Raw genomic sequence first — 17,630 nt, forward strand, 5'->3', positions numbered from 1 at the left:
TGAATGCGGTGAAATGTAAGTCAACAAAACCACAGTCCGCAAAACAAAAGGCCGCATGCGGTTGATTGCTCAAGCGTATGCGGCCTTCGCCGATAAGAGTTTGGTGGGGGCACAGGGATTCGAACCCAGGACCTACTGATTAAGAGTCAGCTGCTCTACCAACTGAGCTATACCCCCGAAAAGCTAGACATCATAGCGCGTTTCTCCCCATCTTTTGCCAGATCAGCCCGGCAAAAGATGGGCGCCGAGCGAGCAGCCGAGGCCGATGGCGTGTTGTTGACCATGGCAGTTGAAAACCAGGGGTCGGCTGCTCTGAGGTTTCGCACTTCAGCTCTTGCGGCAGCCGCTTTTGTTTTGTTGTTATCTGGTGGGTCGTGCGTGACTCGAACACGCGACCAACGGATTAAAAGACGGGTTTCATGACCCGAGGTGCTTTTTTCATCTGTGGCGAGACGCCGCGAGTGATCGGCTTTGACCGTGCAGCGCGTCACATTGGCGGCACACCATCGCTTACCGCAGATCTTCCTTTTGCTAGCCGGCCTTTGGCAGCATCCCGTACTTTTGTTACGGGCCGCGCGGCCCGCAAGCTGCACAGCGATTGGTGTCGGCCTACTTGAGCGCATCAGCCAAGAACTGCATACGCACGCTAATCTGAGGGGTTTTTATCGACCCTTATTTGGTATGCTTTGTGCATGACCAAACCCCGCCCCCGTGCCCCCTCTCTTGATGCGGATGAAGCCATGCGCATGCTTGAGCTCTTCGACGGTGCAGTGCACCGTTTCAGCGGCCAGCTTGATGAACTGGAATCGGCCATCGGCATGTACGTTCTCGGGCGACACGTTGGCTGGAAGGTGCTGTATCTGGTACACACAAAAAAGACCGTTGCCAAGTATGAGGCGATCCTAGGTATCAAGGTTCGAGAGGCATTCGACGAGGCTGGTCCAGAGTCAAATCGTTCCTTGGCCTTCCTGGCTGCACAGGCGTTCAGCAACTTCTGGAAGGTTGTTTCTGGAGCGCAAAAGCTGGATATAGCCAGAGAACAGCGCCGCACCCTCAAATAGGGGTTATTGAAATCCCTTGACGTAGTTTCATGATCCCTCTAAAGTGGAGGGATCATGAAAAACCCTCTATTTCCAGAATCCGCAGCACCATACGCTCATCTGCACCTGGTGTCTCTGTTCGACATCTCATCACAGGTGCTTGTTTCTCTGGTTGAGTGCGCCCCTATCGAGCTTGCGAACCTAGTTGAGCTTGGAGGTCATCAGCTCTCTCTCCTACTCGACATAGGGGCACACCGGCTTCTGCCTGTGGCCTCATCAGGCTCAGGCGAGCTTGACCAGCTTTCTCTTGCCGATTTCATGGCGTTGGAGTTCGTGCCGCTACACGATGTCATCGGTCACGATCTTGTGCCCATGGTTGAGCTCGGCGGTCTCCAGTTCGTGCCCTTCGTCAAGCTCGGCTCCGTCTGGTTCGTGCCACAGATTGAGCTAGGAGCACAGCAGCGCACCCTCTTGCAGGGGCTCATGCTTGGACACTCGCAGGGGTGCTCATGATGGCTTCCAGCAGCCAGCAGACGGAGTTCACACCGACCACCCCCGCGCGGTCGCTGGGCGGCTCGACCGCCCCCGTTCGCGCGGGGTCGTTTCCTCTTGATGTTCATTCGGCATCTGCCGGAGCCTTCTCTCCTGCTCTTTTCGGGTCTTCTTCTGTTGCCTTCTCGCACCATGCCGTGGCGCCGCCCCCTGGGCTTGTCAACTATGGAACAAGTGGTACGCCTGCTTTCCGGTCTGTTGAGATTGATGAGAAAGCGGGCCGCATGAAGCATATGCGTCGGTCTGTTTTAACTACAGCACGCATGATCCAGTTCCAACTTGGTCCTCGCGGATTCAAACCGGCCATGCTCACTTTGACCTATCGGGACGTGGATGGCTGGCAACGGCGTCATATCTCAGACCTTCTTCAACGCATCCGCCATTGGCTAGCACGACGTGGCTATGCGTTTCCCTATGTCTGGGTCGCTGAGCTCCAGCAGCGCGGCGCCCTTCATTACCACGTGCTGCTTTGGTTGCCACGTGGCCTCACGCTCCCTAAACCTGACAAGCAAGGATGGTGGCCTCATGGACACACACGGATCGAATGGGCGCGCAACGCAGTTGGTTACCTCGTCAAGTACGTCAGCAAGTTCGACTCTGATGCACAGCTGCCGAAGGGTGCCAGACTTCACGGCGGCGGCGGCCTTGACCAATTCGGGCGCCAGGTTCGTCGGTGGTTCAACCTGCCCGCATGGCTCAAGCCTTTCGCCGGTATTGGCGACCAGTATGTGCGAATCCAACGTGTCGGACTGGTTGAACGAAGTACGGGGGTTTGCGTGCAATCGCCCTGGCGGGTGTCCTTTAGCGGAGGCCGTCTTGTTGCAACGGAATTATTCCGCTACGTAGGCGGCATCCTAGACATCGCAGGCCCATATTCGCGCCTTGATGCGCTCCACGGTGCGGCATGCTGACCTTGTCGCTCGACGAAGCATCCAGCTTCCTGAAACTGCACCCACAGGAGGTTAGCAAGCGCGCACGTCTTGGCATTCTTCCAGGTGCCAAAGTTGGGCGGCGATGGGTCTTCATCGAAACCGATCTGGCGGACTACCTGCGATCCCTTTACCCAACTCGAACCCAGGCTGTTTCGGCGTCCCTGCGCTATCGCCGCCCCGAATCATGGCACTCTACAAACGCAAAAAAATCTGGTGGATCGATTTCACCACTCCAAGCGGCGAACGCGTTAGAACGTCTGCTTGCAGCGGAGACAGAGCCCAGGCGCAAGAACTGCACGACAAGCTGAAGGCGGAAGCCTGGCGCGTTGCAAAGCTCGGCGAGAAGCCTGTGCGCACCTGGGATGAGGCCGCATTGAAATGGCTTGAAGAGTCGTCGCACAAGGCCACCTATGCTGAGGACAAGGCCAAGCTGCGATGGTTGCAGCCACACTTGTCGATGCGACGTTTGGACTCGTTGACCCGCGAAGTAATCGCCGAGATTGCGGGCAAGAAGGCCGGCGTGTCATCCAACTCGACGGCTAATCGCTACCTCGCTTTGATCCGTGCGATTCTGCGCAAGGCCTGGTTGGAGTGGGAATGGCTCGACCGTGCCCCGAAGGTTTCGCTTTACCCTGAGCCTAAGCGTCGTGTGCGCTGGCTCACGCTGGAGCAGGCGCTGCGACTGCTTGCTGAACTGCCCGAGCATCAGCGCAATATGGTCGTGTTTGCGTTGGCGACAGGGTTGCGCCAGGCCAACGTGCGCGACTTGCGGTGGGACCAGATCGATATGGCTCGCAAGACGGCCTGGATTCACCCCGACGAGGCGAAGGCAGGGATGGGCATAGGCGTGCCACTGAACGGCGACGCAATGGGCATCCTGGAACGTTGCAAGGGCGAGCATCCTGAAAGAGTGTTCACGTTTCGCGGCGAACCTATTGCCTACGCCAACACCCGAGCATGGCGCGAAGCAGTTATTGCTCCGGCCCTATGAAGTATTAAGCAGCGTAGCGAACGCGCCGGTCCTGGAAGTAGCGCATCACACGCTGCGGGTTTTGTTCCAGCATCGCCATATGGTCGTTCGCAGCTTCGCGTAATTTGGCCTTGGTTCGCACCGGCACGTGTTTGCCCATTTCCTGTTTGAGATCGGCGTTGAGCCTCTCCTCAGGGTTGAGTTGGGGGCTGTAACTGGGCAGGTAAAACAGCTCGATCTGCGCGTGATGCAAGGCCACCCAAGCCTTCACCAACTTGCTGTGATGCACCCTCAGGTTGTCCAGAATCAGGAACACCTTCCTGCCTGCATCCTTGATCAACGCCTGCAAGAACTCGATCAGCTTGTCGGCATCAAACGCCTCGTCGATGATCATCCAGCGGGTCTTGCCCTGGTTGGTGACCGTGGCGATCATCGAGAGCTTCTGGCGCGTCCCGCCCACCGCCATCGCCACCGGTGTTTTGCCCGCAGGGGCAAAGCTTCTGCCGCGCACGTCCGTGTTGACCAGCGCGGTTTCGTCTCCCCAGTGGATTTCCCCGCCCTCAGCCCTGGCGCGCTGCTCGATGGCGGGGTATTCGCCCTCCAGCCAAGCCTGCACCGCCGCGGGGCTTTGCTCGTAGGCTCGCTTGATCGGCTTTTGTGGCGTAAAGCCCCAGCGGGTGAGGTACTTTCCAACGCTGCGCACCTGCAGTTTGATGTCGAACTCTTGTTCAATGAGTTGCATCACCGCAGCGCGGCTCCACAGGTGAAAGTCCATCTTGAGTTGCTCAGGACGCGTGTCAATGATCATGCGCTGGATCGTCTCTTCTTGCGCTTGACTGAGCACCCGACCGTCGCCTCTGGCGCGTCCCCGCCGAGTCGGTCGGATGGCGCTCCAGCCGCCGGCCTCGTACAAGTCGATGGCCGCTCGAACGGGCGGGTAACTCAGCCCCGTCATGTCCACGATCTGCATGATCTTGATGCCCCGCTTGTACAACCTCACGACTTGCTTGCGCCGCTCATGAAGTTGCTCCAGTGTTTGCTTTCTTGCGTTTTCTTTTTCCATGGTCAATGGATCAAGAAGCTTGCAGAAAGTTCATATTTTATGGGGCCTTATCTATAAGCGTGCAGGTATCGAGAATTTCCGCTGGCACGACTTGCGCCACACGTGGGCCAGTTGGCACGCTCAACGCGGAACACCGCTTTATGCCCTCCAGGAAATGGGTGGTTGGCAGACTCCGAGCATGGTTCGTCGTTACGCGCACCTTGCACCAATGCACCTAGCGCCCCACGCCGAAGCACTGTCCGGTCTTCTTGACGGCACATCTACGGCACAAGGGCATGAAAAAGCCCCTGACGCATGATGCCAGAGGCCTATGTTCACTGGTGGGTCGTGCGTGACTCGAACACGCGACCAACGGATTAAAAGTCCGCTGCTCTACCGACTGAGCTAACGACCCAAAGCCATCAATCATAGCAAAGGCCAGGCGACGGTTTCTTGGAAGTCTGGCATGGAGGAATTCACGCGCGCTCACTCAAAGGGCGCATCGGCTGCATGACTGCTTCGAGCGCAAGGCTGGCAGCGACCATGCCGAAAGTGGCCGTGACCATGACGCTGGAGCCGTAGCCGGCGCAGTTGAGGCCCTGCGGGGCCTGGCCGGCCTGACTGCCATCGCCGGCCGTTGCCATGAATGCGGGCTCGGCCGAGCAGACGCAGGGCACGCCCATGGGGCCACTGCGCGGTGCGCCATGGGCGCGGCGCAGGCGGTAGCGCACCTTGGCTAGCAGGGGGTCGTTGCGCACCTCGGCCAGGTCAAGAACCTGCGCCTGCTGTGGTTGGCGTTTGCCGCCTGCGGCGCCGGCCATGATGATGGCCAGTTTGTGCTGCAGCGCATGTGCAGCCAGGGAGGCTTTGGTGCGGGCCTGATCGCAGCAGTCGAGCAGGGCTTGCGCGTTCGCAGGGATGAGGCTGGCGAGGTTGTCGGGGCTGGCGAAGTCTTCCACTTCGTGCACCCTGCACGCAGGGTTGATGTCGGCGATGCGGGATGCCAGCGCCCGGACCTTGGCCATGCCGAGGGTGGAGTCGAGCGCTTGAATCTGGCGGTTGATGTTGGACTCGGCAACATGGTCGAGATCGATCAACGTCAGCGCGCCGATGCCGCTGCGAGCCAGCGCCTCCGCAGCCCAGGAGCCAACGCCGCCAACGCCGACGATGACGATATGGGCCGTGCGGATCCGGGCCGCGGCCTGCGCGCCGTAAAGCCGCGCCACGCCGCCGAAGCGGCGGTCAGGGTCGGGCAGATTGGCGCTGCAGGGCAGGGCTGACATGGGAGGGATGAACGCAGCGAATAACGGGCCGCAGCTTCGAGCGAGGCGGGTGGTTCAACACGCCCGATCCAGCCGCCAGGCCTGGAACTTCACGCCCAGCACCCCGCCGCCGATGATGGAGGCCAGGGCAATCCAGCTCGTGATCGACAGGGTGGACACGCCGGTGATGCCCTGGCCGATGGTGCAGCCCATGGCGGTGACGCCGCCGATGCCCATGAGCAAGCCGCCGACGATATGGTTGGCCGTGTCCTCCACTCCGGCCAGCCCTTCCCAGCGAAAACGCCGGGTGGCCAGCGCGTGCAGCGCGGAGCCGGCGATGACCCCGAACACCGAGACGATGCCAATGCTCAGCACATTGCTGGCGTCGCTGTACATGAGGAACCAGTACAGCGTATAGGCCAGCGGTGCGACGAAGGTGAACGACTCCATGTGGTTCCCGGTGCTGCCAACGTAAGCGTGCTGCAGCGTTTGCGGATCTTCCGCCACAAAGCCGAGGTGGCCGGACACCCACCACAGAGCCACGACCAGCGCGCCGATGCCGATGCCCCCGAGCAGATGCCGCGGGCTGCGCGCCTCGCGCGGCCACAGCGCCCATACCCCGAGCGCCAACGCCGTGCCGACGCCCAGGACGAGCAGCCAGGTGGGGCGGGCGATGGCGGTATGCCGGGCCAGGACCGAGGGCAGGTCTTGCGCGCCATTCAGCGCCACGGCGACGCGATCAAGCCCATAGACCCGCAACTCGGCGGTGATGCCGCGCAGCGTGGCGTAGGCTCCCACGGCCAGCATGACGAAGACCACCAGCGCCTTGAGGCTGCCCGCGCCCAGGCGCACCAGGGTCTTGCTGCCGCAGCCCGAAGCCAGCACCATGCCGAAGCCGAACATCACCCCGCCCAGCAGGGCCGAGAGCCACAGCACGCGGTTGGCGGTGTAGATGGTCTGGTCGGTGTTGATCAGACCCAGAGCCGCCAGGACATTGGTGCCCAGCAGCGCCGTGGCAATGGCCAGCGCCCACATGCGCATGCGCGTCCAGTCGCCGAAATTGACGATGTCGGCAACCGAGCCCATGGCGCAGAACTGGGTGCGGTGCATGACGGCACCGAAGGCCACGCTCAGGAAAAACGTCCACCACAGTACGGTGGCGGTGAGGGCGGTGATGGAGAGGTCTTGCAAGGCAATGTTGATGAAGGGTGCGGAATGATCCGGGGTGGCGATGGGGCCGTTTGCTTGCGTTGCCGCATGGCAGTCGGGAATTGTCACACGCGGCTGCAATGCGGGTGAAACGACTCGGGTCTGCAAGGGTATGCCGGCTGGATGCTTTTGCCGTTTCAGCCCGACTCAAGACTGCATCGGCTTAGGGCGACACTGAACAAGTCCCTCGTGCGCATCGCATCCGCGCCATAGCTTGGGCTATGGCTGTGGTTTGCGCCTTGCATCCCATCCCGATGCAAGGCGCGCTGCATCACGGGAACTTGTTCAGCGTCGCCTCAGGCAGCAGCAGGCTGGTGAGGATCAGGACCGAGGTGGAGCGGGTTGATCGGCAGACTGGTAGCGTGTGGGGTCGGCCACGCCGGCTTCGACGAAGCCGGCGGCGCGGATGCGACAGGAATCGCACCGCCCGCAGGCGCGGCCCTGGTCGTCGGCCTGATAGCAGCTCACGGTCTGGCTGTAGTCAACGCCCAGGCGCAGGCCTTCGCGGATGATTTGCGCCTTGCTCAACCGGATGATGGGCGCACGCACGCGGATGTGGCCGCCCTCCACGCCGGCCTTGGTCGCGAGGTTGGCCAGACGCTCGAACGCGGCCACGAACTCGGGGCGGCAGTCCGGGTAGCCGGAATAATCGACCGCGTTGGCGCCGTAGAACAAATCGCGCGCCCCCAGCGCCTCGGCCCACGACAAGGCCAGCGCCAGCATCACGGTGTTGCGCGCGGGCACGTAAGTGATGGGAATGCCGCCCTGCGCGCCTTCAGTGGGGACCAGCAGCGCGGTATCGGTGAGGGCCGAGCCGCCGAAACGCGCCAGATCGAGTTGGATGACTTCATGCCGTGCCGCACCCAGCGCCTGGGCCACCCGCCGCGCCGCATCCAGCTCGGCGCTGTGGCGTTGGCCGTAGTGCAAGGAGAGGGCGTAGCAGCTGAAGCCCTGGGCGCGCGCCTGGGCCAGCACGGTGGCTGAATCCAGGCCGCCCGACAGCAACACCACGGCGGGCGTGCCGGCCGCCACCGGTGCTGTTGCTTCAGCCATGCGCCTTCAGCGCAACTTGGCCAAGCGGTCCTTGGCGGCTTGCGCGGCTTCGGACTGCGGGTAGTTGTTCACCAGTTTTTGCAGCGTGAGCCTGGCTGCACGCACTTCGCGCAACTCCACCTGGCAATTGGCCAATCCGAGCATGGACTCGGGTATGCGGCTGCTGCCCGGGTAGCCGTTGATGAGGCCGTTGAAGGCCGTGACGGCATCCTTGTACTGCTTTTGCGCGTACAGGGAATTGGCCAGCCAATACTGCGCCTCCGAGGCATAGGGGCTCGATGGATACTGGGCCAGGAACGACTTGAATTGGCTACCGGCCCCGGCAAAGTCGGAACTGCGGAAGGCCGCCAACGCCTGTTCGTAAGCCGCCTTTTCAGCCGGCTGCACGGTGTAGCTCTTGCCACCGATCTGCACCGCCACCGGTTCCAGCGGCGCCATGCGCTGGCTCAGGTCTTTCTGGCTTGCGGCCACCTTGGCGATGGTGTTGTTGAGCTGGCGCGTGGTGGTGTCTTGCTGGCCACGCAGCTGGGCGATTTCAGTTTTGAGCTGCTCGATCTGATTCGCCAGATCGAGCAGCGAACTGCGAATCTGCTGGATCTGCTGCGCTTGCTGTGCCAATTGCGCCTGGTTGGCCTGCTGGTTTTGCGCAATCTGCCCGCGCAGATCCAGAATGGCGCGGCGCGCCTCGTTGTCGGGAAACATGTCGGCATGCGCCTGGGGCAGCCATGCCAGCCCGAGCCCAAGGCTGAGCAGCAGGGCCGGAGCCCCGCGGCGCAGTCGGGCGAACCCCGCAGGGCGGGGCGCTTCCATCGCGTTGTGCTGCATCATTTCTGGTAGACGATGTCCACACGGCGGTTTTCGGCGTAATCAGCCTCGGTGTTGCCCAGCGCCTTGGGCTTTTCCTTGCCGTAGCTGATGGCTTCCATCTGGCTGGGTTTCACGCCCAGCAGTTCCATGCCCTTCATCACCGCATCGGCACGTTTCTGGCCAAGCGCCAGGTTGTATTCACGGCTGCCGCGGGCATCGGTATTGCCTTGCAGTTGCACATGCGCGGCCGGGTGGCCGGTCAGGTACTGCGCATTGTTTTCCAGCACCGGGCGGTATCTGCCCTCGACCACATAGCTGTTGAAGGCGAAGAACACGCTCTTGGGCACGTCAGGGCCGGGGCCTGCGTTGTTTTCGGCCGGTGCCTGCACTGCAGCGACTTGGCTTTGCCCGGCGCCCTGGGCGTTGGCGCCCGCGGTGCCGCTCACTGGGGCAGCGGTCTTGGATTCGACAGGAGCCGGTTGCATTTTCACCCCCGAGGCGCAGCCGCCCAGGGTGAGCGCTGCGGCGAGGGCCGTGAGCAGAAGGGCAGAGCGTTGGTTCATCGTGATTCTCCAAAAGGTCAGGGTTGTGCGTGATGGAAAAGGGTGTTTTGAGTCAGACGTGGTTCAACAACTGCGGTGCAACAATGAATTTTGCAGAGGATTCGGGAAGAATTCAACGGTGGGCGGCGAAGCGGGGGTGCGCTCATCAAGACATCGATCAGCACCGGATCGCGCAGAGCTTGAGGTTTCAATTGCCAGGCGTCCACGGACCCCAGGACGGCTCCCGAACCTGCAGACCTGCCGCGGCCAACGTGGTGCGAACGCTGCCGTCCAGCGACACGGTTTTCAGCACCTCGGACCCGCCTTCATGGGCAGAGTACAGCAGGATTTGCCCGTTCGGGGCAAAACTCGGGTGCCCGTCGTCGGTGCCGTTGCCCAAGGGGCGGGTGTTGCCGGAAGCCAGGTCTTGCAGCCAAAGTTGGAAATTGTTGCCCTGCTGCGAAACGTAAGCAAGATTCTTGCCGTCAGCACTGATGGCGGGGCTGACGTTGTAGCCGCCGCTGAACGTGAGGCGACGCACGCCGCTGCCGTCCAGACCCACCACATAGATCTGCGGCGAGCCGTCGCGGTCGCTCACGAAGTAGATGCTCTTGCCATCGGGCGCGAAGACCGGCTCGGTGTCGATGGATCCGCTGCGCATGAGCTGGCGCGGCTGGCCGCCCGAGCTCGGCATCAAGTAGATTTGCGAACGCCCGGTGAGCGTCAGCACCACGGCCATGGTGCGGCCGTCCGGCGAGAACGCCGGAGCGCTGTTCGTGCCTTTGAAATTGGCCAGCATGCGGCGCGCGCCATTGCGAATGTCTTGAACGAAAACGACCGGTTTGCCGGTTTCGAACGACACATAGGCCAGGCTGCCGCCGCCCGGTGCCCAGGCAGGGGAGAGCAGCGGCTCGCGGCTGCGCAGCGCGGTGCGGGCGTTTTCGCCGTCGCTATCGGCCACGATCAGCGCGAAATTGTGCTGTCCGGCCTTGCTGATGTAGGCAATGCGCGTGGCGAACACGCCGCGCTGGCCCGTGAGCTTCTGGTAGATGAAGTCGGCGATGCGATGCGCGGCCAGGCGCAGATCGCCCGTGACCACCTGGTAGATCTCGCCGCCCATGTCGGCCTGTTTCACCGCGTCCCACAAGCGGAAGCGGATCATCCAGCGGTTAGGCCCCTCGGGGGTGATGCTGCCGCCGGCCACGGCTTCCAGCGCCTGCGTGCGCCAAGCCGCATAGTTCGGCGGCCCCTGCTCGGTGAGCACGGCGCCGCCGAGGTTGGTGGTGCGGAACTGGCCACTGCGCGTGAGGTCGGCGCGGACGATGTCGGCAATCGGCTGCGGGCAGGAGTCCTGCCCTTTGAACGGCGCAATCCCGACGGGAATTTGCGTGGCGCCGATGCCGGAAACATCGATCTTGAACTGGGCCTGGGCGAGCGCGGGCAGGCCCAGCGTGGCAGCCGTGGCACCAACGGAGCGCAACCAGGGGCTGGAAAAGCTATTGAGTAGGAATTGGCGTCGCTTCATCGCTTCATGTGTCGGACGGGGTGATCGGGTGTTGGCGCCTGGGCCATTGGACAGTCGTGAAAGGCGCAGGCCGCAAATGTCGCAACACGGGCGTAGGGTGACGATTGCATTTTACGTAGGCCTGTGGCTGCGATGCGTAATCGGATGCAACTGGAAATCCGGGAAAAGCGCATGCGGTCTTGTGCACAGTCCCCAGTCGGAGCTTCACCAAGGGATGGTCCGAGCGTCGTGTGGAGGCATACGTCCACGATTGTCCCTGCGAGTCGGCGACAGGCAGGGCCCAAGGCGGTCAATCTTGCGTTTCAGATTGCGTGTTCGGAGCAACAGTGCGGGGCTTCTCCTTGGTCAGCTGCCAGAGCTTGAGGTGGCGGTACCAGGTTTCATGGGCGATGGAGCAAGCCAGGACAAAACCCAGGCGTCCATCGAGAAAACCCAAGCGCAAAACGTAGGCGCGTAAAAAGGCCCATCGACTGTGCAGCCAGGCCGAAAGCAAGCTTGCGGTTCGGCCCTTTGCGGCAGCCTTGTGAGCGCCCGCAGTCGAGTAGCGGTTCATTTTTTCCAGGACGTCGTCAAGCGATCGGTAACTGATGTGGATGAGGTCATGCCGCAACTCGCCAACCCTGCCTGTGGTTTGCAAGGACTCATGGACGATGTCGTCTGAAAAGCGCGCTGTGCCGCGCCTGAAAAGACGCACCACCCGATCCGGGTACCAGCCGCCATGGCGCATGAACTGATCGCAATAGCTGGACAGGCGGGGTAGTGAATAAGCATTCGCGGCGTCAGGGCGGGCGATGATGGCGCGGATTTCAGCTGCCAGTTCAGGCGTCACGCGCTCGTCGGCATCAATCGAGAGGACCCACGCGTATTGGGCAAGATCCAGCGCTCGGTTTTTCTGCGGACCGAAGCCGGGCCAGTCCGCACGCATGACAACGCGTGCTCCCAGGCTTCGCGCACGCTCCTGTGTGTCGTCCGTGCTGCCGCTGTCCAGCACGATGATCTCCTCGCACCAACCGAGTCCTCTCAGACAGTCAGCGAGATTTTTGGACTCGTTGCGCGTGATGATGATGGCGGAGATGCTGACGTCTGAGGGCTGCATCAGCTGGCATCCATCGGTGTTGTCCTGAGGGCGGGCTCAGCTTGAAGATGCTGGCCCGGCATCGCATCCCAGGCGGAAAGGTCGCCCAGCGGGAAATTGCCAGCGAGGCCGTAGACGGCGCGTTTGAGGCGTCCCATCGGCGTCGGCTGGGGCATGGGCTGTGCAGGCACTTGCGGGATCGCACTGGGTAAAAGCGAGCGGCGCTTGAAGTCTCCCTGCGTCACGCCCCACTTGGTGACAAAGGTCCGCGCTCCGTGGTTGCGACGCACCCGTCCCGTGCTGCGGCAGGCAAAGTGATAGATGCGGCTGTCGCCAATCACGGCATAGTGGCGGCAACCGGCAACCCAGAATTTCATCATCAAGTCGTCTTCGCTACCCATGCCTGGGCTGAATTCGATGCTGTAGCCGCCGACCATATGCCACCAGCGCTTGCTCACAACGCTGACCGGCGAAGCTTGTCCGAGTCTGTCGCCACGCGGATCGGATGCGAACTGCTCCACCATGGCGGCTTCATTGAAGGTTTCCGCGGTCGAACCGAAGTCCTGCACGATGGTGAGTGGATTGACGCTCGAGCGCGGCTCGATGATGGTGGGCGAGAGATAGACGAGATCGTGCGGCTGGCGATCGATGGCGTTGATCAGCGCCGCGTCCCATCCGGGGCAACACACCATGTCGTCGTTGAGATAGACCAACCACTGGCGAGTCGCCATGCTGGCGAGTTGATTGACCGCGAGGCAGATGCCCACGTTGGCGGTCGAATGCGTGTGCGCAATGCCCTGATCCCGAACCCACTCCAATGTGCCGTCGGAGCCGTCATTGACGTGAACCAGAATGTCGTGCTCCATGCAACTGTGCCGCCGAATGCTGTCGAGGCACAGTTGCAGGTAGGGAAGATTATTCCAAGTCGGAATCAGGATGCTGAACATGGAGGATTTGGGTTGGATGGGAACTTGCCAGGGGCCGTTTTCAGTGTCGGATGCTGATGGACTCGCCTGTGCAGCAGCACTCGATCAGGGCTGGGTCAAGGTGTGCCGTGCCAGACCTGCGCTGCGCTGGACGAAAGGCTTGGATGGTGGTCATGGGCCTGGATCAAGATGCCAATGGGCTGTATGGTAGAAAGATGGCCCCGAAGGCCGGGCAAGGGCGTATTTCCATCACCGCGAGACTCTATGCAATCAAACAATCCGCCCCTGGCCAAAAGGGCGCCGTGGGATCACCGAGTCGCCTTGGATCTGCTTCGCCGCCTCTTTGCGGCCAACCCTCGCAACCGCTCGGCCGCACTGCTCATCGTGTTGTTCGCCGCCATCGTCGCGGCGACCGAGCCGGTGTTGCCGGCGTTGATGAAGCATGTGCTCGATGTCGGCTTCACGCCGAAGCGCGATTTTCCGCTGTGGGCCGTGCCGGCGGTGTTGCTCGGGCTGTTCACAGTGCGTGGCTTGGCGTGGTTGGCCTCGCAGTTTCTCACGCAGTGGCTGACGCAGAATGTGTTGGCGCGGGTTCGCACGCTGGTGTATGGGCAGATTGTGCATGCGCAGCTTGCCGGGCTGCAGCGCGAAAGCGCCAGCAGCCTGATTGGCGCGGCGGTGTACGAGGCGCAGCTGGCGCTGGGCATGATCTTCCCCGGGCTGCTCACCCTGGTGCGCGACAGCTTGACGCTGGTGGCGTTGTTCGGCTACTTGATGTGGGTGAACTGGAGCCTCACGCTGCTCACCCTGGCGGTGCTGCTGCCGCTGTTGTTCGTCATGCGCGGCATCAGCCGCCGTGCCAAACGGCTGAATGCGCAGATGCAGGGCGCGGCCGAAGAGGTGTCGTATGCGCTGGAGGAGGGCATGTTGGCCGCCCCGGTGGTGCGCGTGCACAACGCGCAGGAGGGGTTCGCCTCGCGCTTCGAGGCCATCAACCAGAACCTGCGCCGCACCACGGTGAAGACGCTGGTGTCGGGCTCGTCCACCACGCCGGTGTCGCAGTGGCTGTCGGCGCTGGCGGTGTCGGTGGTGATGGTCTACGCCATGTGGCAAAGCGATGTTTCGGGCCAGCACAGCGTCGGCAGTTTCGTCTCCTTCATCACCGCCATGCTGATGACGCTGTCGCCGCTGCGGCGGGTGTCCGACATCGTGCAGCCGATGATGCGCGCGCTCAGTTCGCTGGAGCGGCTGCGCGGCATCGTCGATACGCCGCAGGAACTGGACACGGGCAGCCATGCGGTGGAGCGGGTGCAGGGCGAGTTGGAGTTCGACGACGTGACCGTGCGCATCGGCGCGCTCGACCGCCCGGTGCTGGATGGCGTCAGCCTGCGGGTGCGTGCGGGTGAAAGCCTCGCACTGGTGGGGCCTTCCGGCGCCGGCAAGACCACACTCATGCGCCTGGTGCCGCGCCTGCTGGAGCCGAGCCAAGGCCGCTTGCTGCTCGACGGCGTGCCGCTGCGCGACTGGACCCTGCACAGCCTGCGCCAGCAAATCGCCTACGTCGGCCAGGACGTGGTGCTGCTGAACGATTCCGTGGGCATCAACGTCAGCTTCGGCGAGCCGGTGGACGCGGCCCGTGCCTGGGCCGCGCTGGAGGCCGCCGCGCTGGCCGATTTCGTGCGTGGCCTGCCCGGCGGGCTGCGGGCCGAAGTGGGGCATAACGGCTCGCAGTTCTCCGGCGGCCAGCGCCAGCGCCTGTCCATCGCCCGCGCGCTGTACCGCGATTCGCCGCTGCTCATTCTGGATGAGGCCACCAGCGCGCTCGACGCCGAGAGCGAGCGCCTGGTGCAGCAGGCGCTCGACCGGCTGATGCAGGGCCGCACCACCATCGTCATCGCCCACCGCCTCGCCACCATTGCCCATTGCGACCGCATCGCCGTGCTCGACGAAGGGCGCTTGGTGGAGCTTGGGACGCAGGCCGAACTGTTGGCGCATGAAGGGTTGTATGCGCAACTCCATCGCATGCAGTTCGCTGCGCAGTCGGCACCAACGCCAGCATCTGCGCCAACGCCAGCCGGGCGCGATTGACCTTGGCTGATGCTCGCGTGCTGGCGCGGCGGATCAGCCGACGCTGCCCATCCACCGCCCGCATTGCTGCCGCACCACCTCGGGCAGGTGCTTTTCGCGGTTGAAGGTTTCGCGGATCCATTGCGCGTCGTTGCCGCGGTTGCCGACGTCGGCCAGCAGTTCGCGCAGGGCGGTGTCGGACTTCAGCTCCGCCGCGTGGCCTTCGAGCTTGACGATGGTGCGGATCAGGTCTTCGCGCAGGGTGCGGTGCTCGCGCGTGGCGGGGTCGACGAACGTGCCGTCGAAGCCGAAGCGGCAGGCCTGGAAGCGGTTGAAGGTGTAGACGAGGTAGTCGTCTTCCTGCGGGGTGAAGGGGCGCTCGGTCTGGATGTAGCGGCCCAGGGTCTGGATGTAGGCGGCGATGCGCGCGGCCTTCGGTGTGGTCAGCGGCGTGTCCATCACCCGCACTTCGATGGTGCCGTACTCGGGCTTGGGGCGGATGTCCCAGTAGAAATCCTTCATGCTCTTGACCACGCCGGTTGCGGTCATTTTCTCGAAGTAGCGCTCGAATGCGTCCCAGGTCAGCGCGAAGGGCGCGCGGCCCGAGAGCGGGAAGGCGAACACCGAGTTCAGCCGCGCCGAGTGAAAGCCCGTGTCCTCGCCCTGCACGTAGGGCGACGAGGCCGACAGCGCGATGAAATGCGGAATGAAGCGCGAAACGCAATGCAGGGTGTAGAGGGCGGTGTCGGCGTCCGGGCAGCCCAGGTGCACATGCTGGCCGAACACGGTGAACTGCTTGCTGAGGTAGCCGTACAGCTCGGAGAGTTGCAGGAAGCGCGGCTTGTCGAAGATGCGCTGCTGCGCCCAGTGCTGGAAAGGATGGGTGCCCCCGCCCGCCAGACCCACGTCCAGCTTGTTCGCCGCTTCTACCAGCGCGCCCTGGATTTCGGTGAGCTGGGCCAGCGCGTCGTCATAGCCGGTGCAGATGCCGGTGGAGAGTTCGATCATGCTCTCGGTCATCTCCGGCGTCACCAACCCGGGCAGCTTGCGGCCTTCCAGCAGGCGCAGCAGGTCGGGCGCACAGGGCATGAGGTCGTAGTTGTGGCGGCTGACGATCTGCAACTCCAGCTCGATGCCGATGCTCAATGCCGCCGATTGCGAAAACGGGCCCAGGCTCATGCCGATCCTTGTGGTTTCTTGCGCACGGCTGCAATATCCCCCGAGCGCCCCAGCGCCCAGCGTGCCAGCAAGGTGCCGGCCAGTTCCAGCACGGCGATGGCGGCGAAGGCCGCGGCGATCAGCGAGTGAGGAAACTGCGGCACGGCCTGCGCCAGGTCGAGCAGCAGCACGAAGCTCACACCGGCTGCCGGATTCAGCGCCAGCCCCAGCGCGGTCGATTGCCGCCAGCTCAGGCCCGAGGGTTTGCCCAGCGCCAGCGGCACGGCCAGCTTGGCCAGCGCGCGCACGCCGGCCAGCGCCAGCCCCATGGCCATGCCGCTGGCCAGCGCCGCCCAGTTCAGGCTCAGGCCGAGAATGAGGAACAGCAGCACCACCAGCACGCCGCCGGCCGTGCCGAAGTGGCGCGGCCAGACCCGTGGGCGCTGGCTGCGGGCGCGCAGCAGCAACCCGGCCAGCAGCGGCGTGAGCAGGGTGGACCAATGCAGCATGCGGGTGATGGATAGCACCAGCAGGATCAGTCCCACCAGCAGCAGCGCGGCGCCTTCGTCGGCGAAGTCGAAATGGCGCTCCACCCAGTTCACCGCCCAGGCCAGCATCGCTGCCGCCAGCACCGCGCCGCCGATGGCGTAGCCCTGCTGCAGCAGGGCGTTCCACCATTGCACGCTGGCCTGCGCGCCCAGCCAGCCGGTGAGCACGCCCACGGCCAGGATGGACAGGATGGTGCCGAGGGCGGAGATGAGCAGCAGGCGCTCGGTCACCTGGCCGCGCGCATTGAATTCCCCGCTCAGGCGCAGCGCCACGGCGGGCGCGGTGCAGGCCAGCGCGGCGGCAGTGGCCAGGCCGTGCAGCCCGCCCAGGCCCAGCAGCCCCAGCACCACCCACATGGCCACCAGGCTGAGCACCCATTCCCCCAGGCTGATGAACACCAGCCAGGGATTGGCGCGCAGCCAGCGCAGATTGACGCGGTGGCCAATTTCGAACAGCAGCACCGCTAGCGCGGCGTCCACAATGGCGCGCGCGCTGGGCTGCAGTGACAGGGCCTGCAAGCCACCGCCGCCGGCGGCGATGACCAGCCCGGCGGCGGTGTAGCCGATGAGTCGCGGCCAGCGCAGGAAGCGGAAGACCGATTCCCCCATCAGCGTGGCCAGCACCAGCGCCAGGCCCACCCACAGCACACCGTCGGCATGCAGCGCAAGCAGGGGCAGGACGTGGAATTCGGGCATCGGGCGTGGGGCTCGTGAGGGGGGCGGACAAGGGCGCAGGCGAAGGCGAAGGCGCGGGGATGAGCGCGAACCGCGTTGATGGCGGGTTACCGAGGCCAGATCGCGGTCAGATCGACGCCGGATCGAGGCCACCAACGCGCCATCGGACGGCCTGCGCCGTCGCGGATAGCCAAACGATTATAGGAAGCCGCCATGCCACGCCCATTCAACACCGGAAAATTGCAAA

General features: G+C 63.4%; 16 protein-coding genes, 2 tRNA genes and 2 pseudogenes. 7 read left to right on the forward strand and 13 right to left on the reverse strand.

The genetic code is table 11. The annotated features are described in order from the left end of the window. Positions 1-101: 101 nt before the first annotated feature. Positions 102-177 (reverse strand) — tRNA-Lys (locus THIX_RS07590). Between the two features lie 563 nt (positions 178-740). Between THIX_RS07590 and THIX_RS07595 the strand changes: the two genes are divergently transcribed. The 5 genes and pseudogenes from THIX_RS07595 to THIX_RS07615 all read left to right on the forward strand — a co-directional run bounded on the left by THIX_RS07595 (position 741) and on the right by THIX_RS07615 (position 3,515). Next, complete coding sequence (locus THIX_RS07595; protein ID WP_112485746.1) at positions 741-1,061, forward strand: hypothetical protein; 321 nt, start codon at positions 741-743, stop codon at positions 1,059-1,061. Between the two features lie 54 nt (positions 1,062-1,115). Next, complete coding sequence (locus THIX_RS07600; protein WP_146748471.1) at positions 1,116-1,553, forward strand: hypothetical protein; 438 nt, start codon at positions 1,116-1,118, stop codon at positions 1,551-1,553. After that, positions 1,550-2,503, forward strand: coding sequence for a replication initiation protein (locus THIX_RS22935; RefSeq protein WP_146748472.1), 954 nt, complete (start codon positions 1,550-1,552; stop codon positions 2,501-2,503). The genes THIX_RS07600 and THIX_RS22935 overlap by 4 nt, the downstream gene beginning before the upstream one ends. Then, positions 2,497-2,637: pseudogene (locus tag THIX_RS24790) on the forward strand (helix-turn-helix domain-containing protein); the annotation flags it as partial. The gene THIX_RS22935 and the pseudogene THIX_RS24790, both read left to right, overlap by 7 nt. Before the next feature lie 71 nt (positions 2,638-2,708). Then, positions 2,709-3,515 carry a tyrosine-type recombinase/integrase gene (locus THIX_RS07615; RefSeq protein ID WP_146748473.1) on the forward strand — a complete coding sequence of 269 codons (807 nt, stop codon included), beginning with the start codon at positions 2,709-2,711 and terminating at the stop codon, positions 3,513-3,515. 4 nt (positions 3,516-3,519) lie between these two features. Here THIX_RS07615 and THIX_RS07620 read toward each other — a convergent pair whose 3' ends face one another. Then, entirely contained in the window at positions 3,520-4,557 is a 1,038-nt protein-coding gene (locus tag THIX_RS07620) for an IS630 family transposase (protein ID WP_112485751.1), read from the reverse strand. 55 nt (positions 4,558-4,612) lie between these two features. Between THIX_RS07620 and THIX_RS07625 the strand changes: the two are divergent. Continuing rightward, positions 4,613-4,855 (forward strand): annotated as a pseudogene (locus THIX_RS07625) (tyrosine-type recombinase/integrase); the annotation flags it as partial. 20 nt (positions 4,856-4,875) lie between these two features. Here THIX_RS07625 and THIX_RS07630 read toward each other — a convergent pair. From THIX_RS07630 to THIX_RS07670, 9 genes are all read right to left on the reverse strand, one after another. After that, positions 4,876-4,951, reverse strand: a tRNA-Lys gene (locus THIX_RS07630). A gap of 61 nt (positions 4,952-5,012) precedes the next feature. Further along, the gene (locus tag THIX_RS07635) at positions 5,013-5,819 is read right to left on the reverse strand and encodes a ThiF family adenylyltransferase (RefSeq protein ID WP_112485753.1); all 807 of its coding nucleotides are present in this window, start codon (positions 5,817-5,819) and stop codon (positions 5,013-5,015) included. Positions 5,820-5,873: 54 nt separating this feature from the next. Then, positions 5,874-6,989: a YeeE/YedE family protein gene (locus tag THIX_RS07640; protein WP_112488243.1), complete on the reverse strand. Its 1,116-nt coding sequence runs from the start codon at positions 6,987-6,989 to the stop codon at positions 5,874-5,876. Positions 6,990-7,328: 339 nt separating this feature from the next. Then, on the reverse strand, positions 7,329-8,060 hold the full coding sequence (queC, locus tag THIX_RS07645; RefSeq protein ID WP_112485754.1) for a 7-cyano-7-deazaguanine synthase QueC: 732 nt from the start codon (positions 8,058-8,060) through the stop codon (positions 7,329-7,331). Between the two features lie 6 nt (positions 8,061-8,066). Further along, entirely contained in the window at positions 8,067-8,888 is an 822-nt protein-coding gene (gene ybgF, locus THIX_RS07650) for a tol-pal system protein YbgF (RefSeq protein ID WP_233224448.1), read from the reverse strand. Beyond that, complete coding sequence (pal, locus tag THIX_RS07655; protein WP_199195249.1) at positions 8,885-9,430, reverse strand: peptidoglycan-associated lipoprotein Pal; 546 nt, start codon at positions 9,428-9,430, stop codon at positions 8,885-8,887. The genes ybgF and pal overlap by 4 nt, the downstream gene beginning before the upstream one ends. A gap of 187 nt (positions 9,431-9,617) precedes the next feature. Beyond that, on the reverse strand, positions 9,618-10,934 hold the full coding sequence (tolB, locus tag THIX_RS07660) for a Tol-Pal system beta propeller repeat protein TolB (RefSeq protein WP_112485755.1): 1,317 nt from the start codon (positions 10,932-10,934) through the stop codon (positions 9,618-9,620). A gap of 289 nt (positions 10,935-11,223) precedes the next feature. Then, the gene (locus tag THIX_RS07665; protein ID WP_112485756.1) at positions 11,224-12,030 is read right to left on the reverse strand and encodes a glycosyltransferase family 2 protein; all 807 of its coding nucleotides are present in this window, start codon (positions 12,028-12,030) and stop codon (positions 11,224-11,226) included. Then, positions 12,030-12,956 carry a glycosyltransferase family 2 protein gene (locus THIX_RS07670; RefSeq protein ID WP_112485757.1) on the reverse strand — a complete coding sequence of 309 codons (927 nt, stop codon included), beginning with the start codon at positions 12,954-12,956 and terminating at the stop codon, positions 12,030-12,032. Before THIX_RS07670 ends, THIX_RS07665 begins: the two co-directional genes overlap by 1 nt. Before the next feature lie 243 nt (positions 12,957-13,199). On the opposite strand from THIX_RS07670, the gene THIX_RS07675 reads away from it, so the two are divergent. Beyond that, on the forward strand, positions 13,200-15,023 hold the full coding sequence (locus tag THIX_RS07675) for an ATP-binding cassette domain-containing protein (protein WP_112485758.1): 1,824 nt from the start codon (positions 13,200-13,202) through the stop codon (positions 15,021-15,023). Between the two features lie 33 nt (positions 15,024-15,056). Here the strand turns inward: THIX_RS07675 and THIX_RS07680 are convergent, their stop codons facing one another. Next, positions 15,057-16,181: a YbdK family carboxylate-amine ligase gene (locus tag THIX_RS07680; RefSeq protein WP_112485759.1), complete on the reverse strand. Its 1,125-nt coding sequence runs from the start codon at positions 16,179-16,181 to the stop codon at positions 15,057-15,059. Beyond that, positions 16,178-17,404 (reverse strand): cation:proton antiporter, encoded by a 1,227-nt coding sequence (locus THIX_RS07685; protein WP_112485760.1) that lies wholly within the window; start codon positions 17,402-17,404, stop codon positions 16,178-16,180. The genes THIX_RS07680 and THIX_RS07685 overlap by 4 nt, the downstream gene beginning before the upstream one ends. Positions 17,405-17,630 lie beyond the last annotated feature (226 nt).

Source organism: Thiomonas sp. X19 (genome assembly GCF_900089495.1).
GTDB lineage: Bacteria > Pseudomonadota > Gammaproteobacteria > Burkholderiales > Burkholderiaceae_C > Thiomonas_A.